Raw genomic sequence first — 2,563 nt, 5'->3', positions numbered from 1 at the left:
TGGGCCGGAGGCCCGCGTACCCTGGTAGATGACTTATCAGGAGTGATGCTCAACGTTCCCTTGGCAGTGGTTATCCCCCCACCTCCCCCTTCCTCTCTCAAATGGGAGAGGAAGGGGTCTGGGGGAAGGTGAGGTACTTTGCTTCGCTCTTTCATTTTGACAGTCTACGTACAATTCCTTATTATTGAAGTATCTATCATCTCTACGCCTGGTTGCGTAGGCCTTTTTGTTCCCCTTGTCAGTGAACAATATCAGCGATTATTTCACCTTTTTTGAGTCTGTATGTTGTGGAGCTAAACGATGCATCACGAGATTTCGCTGCTGGCAAATCTGGCAATTGCGTTAGTCGTAGCGTTTGTCGGTGGCCTGCTGGCACGGCAAATCGGCCTGCCAACGATTGTAGGCTATTTGCTAGCCGGAATGGCAATCGGCCCATTTACGCCGGGGTTTGTCGGTGATGTTGAAGATATTCGCCAACTTGCTGAGATTGGTGTGATCTTTTTGATGTTTGGAGTAGGGTTACATTTTTCGCTAAAAGATTTATGGGATGTGCGTCAGGTAGCACTGCCGGGTGCAATGTTACAAATGGCGATTGCGACCGGCCTGGGATTTGCACTCAGCCAGCTTTGGGGGTGGGCGCCGTTGTCTGGGTTGATGTTGGGCCTGTCAATTTCCATTGCCAGTACAGTGGTGCTGTTACGCGGGTTGATGGATAACGGTCTGTTAAGTACCACCGCCGGCCGGATCGCAGTGGGTTGGCTGGTAATGGAAGATTTGGCAACGGTGCTTATTCTGGTGATGCTACCCATCTTGTTTGGTGGACACAACGAGCAATCGTTGTGGTCGGCTATCCTGTCATTACTGAAGGTTGCTCTCTTTGTCACGGTGGTGTTGTTTATCGGCAGACGACTCTTACCGAAGTTACTTGACGTAATTGTTGCAACTCGTTCACGTGAGTTGTTTATTCTGGCTGCGGTGGCGATTGCCCTCGGTACAGCCTTTGGCGCCGCAGCGTTTTTTGATGTGTCGCTGGCGTTAGGGGCGTTCCTGGCCGGTGTGGTGTTGAATGAAACGCAGTTCAGCCATCAGATCGGTGATGATGTGTTGCCGTTCCGTGAGACATTTGCCGTTATCTTTTTTGTTTCGGTAGGAATGATCGTCAATCCAGTCTACCTCTGGGCAAATGCGGGTCAGGTGTTGGCGCTTACTGCCTTAATTGTGCTTGGCAAGTCCTTTTTCACACAGTTGTTGGGGTTCGTTCTGCCGGCCAGTGGCCGCACAATGCTGATCGTGGCAGCCGGTCTTAGTCAGATCGGCGAGTTTTCGTTTATCCTTGGTCAAGCTGGCGTGACGCTTGGTCTGCTAACCACCGAACAATATTCGCTGATTCTGGCCGGATCACTGCTCTCGATCATGGTCAATCCGTTGATGTTTCGCTCGATAAAAACTGTTGAGCGCGTGATGCAGCGAATGTCACCACAGCTCTGGGAACGTTTTGATCAACATCCGCTCCAACCTGCCGATCTCGCGTTGCCCCGCGAAGGCCACGTGGTGGTGGTTGGCTATGGTCGGGTAGGACAGCACATTGTCAATGTCTTAGAGCGGTTAGGAGTTCCGCGGCTGGTGATCGAGATCGATTCTGGTCGGGCAGCGGAGTTTAATGCCCGTGGTATACCAACGCTCTTCGGTGACGCCGCCAATTCTGATGTGCTGATTCACGCTGGGCTGGAACGGGCGCGGGCACTGGTCGTGACCCTGCCGGATGAGACGGCGACCGAGATGGTAGTGGCTGCTGCGCGTAAGATCGCGCCCAACTTACCGATTATCGCCCGTGCAGCAACCACGAAAGGCGTCGGGCGTCTCTTGAATCTCGGTGCACACGACGTTATCCATCCGGAGCTTGAGGGTGGCCTGGAGGTGATGCGGCACACGCTGCTTTGTCTGGGGTATCCGGCGACACAGGTGCAGGGCTATACCGATGCAGTACGCCGTGATGAATATGATACCACGGTGTCATCTGATGCTGAACATCAGGCGCTCGATCAGATGGTACGCGCTGCCCGTGGGATCGAGATTGCCTGGCGACTGGTTCGTGAACAAAGTCCGATTGTGGGGCAGACGTTGGCCGAAGCCAATATCCGTGCCCGTACCGGTGCTTCAGTGATTGCGTTGATCCGGAATCAGCAGTTGATCGCCAACCCGAAGTCGAGTACAGTTTTCCAGGCTGGTGATCTACTAGGTTTGATCGGTGATCGCGAGCAGATTGCAGCCGCCGAGCAGTTGTTATCCGGTACACTAGCAGCAGAGCTGGTTCCGGCCACGTCATAACATACGTGAGCGTGTGCCGGAAAGGATTGAGTTCTCAACCCGCCCAGTTAGAATAGGTTTTCCCCGTAGGGGCAGGTTTTCAACCTGCCCATTGGGATAGGTTTTCCCCGTCGGGGCGGGTGTTCAACCCGCCCAGTTAGAATAGGTTTTCCCCGTCGGGGCGGGTGTTCAACCCGCCCAGTTAGAATAGGTTTTCCCCGTAGGGGCAGGTTTTCAACCTGCCCATTGGGATAGG

The 2,563-nt window shown here is 53.8% G+C and carries 1 protein-coding gene; it reads left to right on the top strand.

Annotated features, from left to right (window positions below):
* Positions 1–300 precede the first annotated feature (300 nt).
* On the top strand, positions 301–2,328 hold the full coding sequence (locus JE47_RS0119955) for a cation:proton antiporter domain-containing protein (protein ID WP_031461425.1): 2,028 nt from the start codon (positions 301–303) through the stop codon (positions 2,326–2,328).
* The last annotated feature ends 235 nt before the right edge of the window (positions 2,329–2,563 follow it).

This window comes from Chloroflexus sp. MS-G, from assembly GCF_000735195.1.
Lineage (GTDB): Bacteria > Chloroflexota > Chloroflexia > Chloroflexales > Chloroflexaceae > Chloroflexus.
This window is presented reverse-complemented; position numbering and strand designations above follow the sequence as displayed.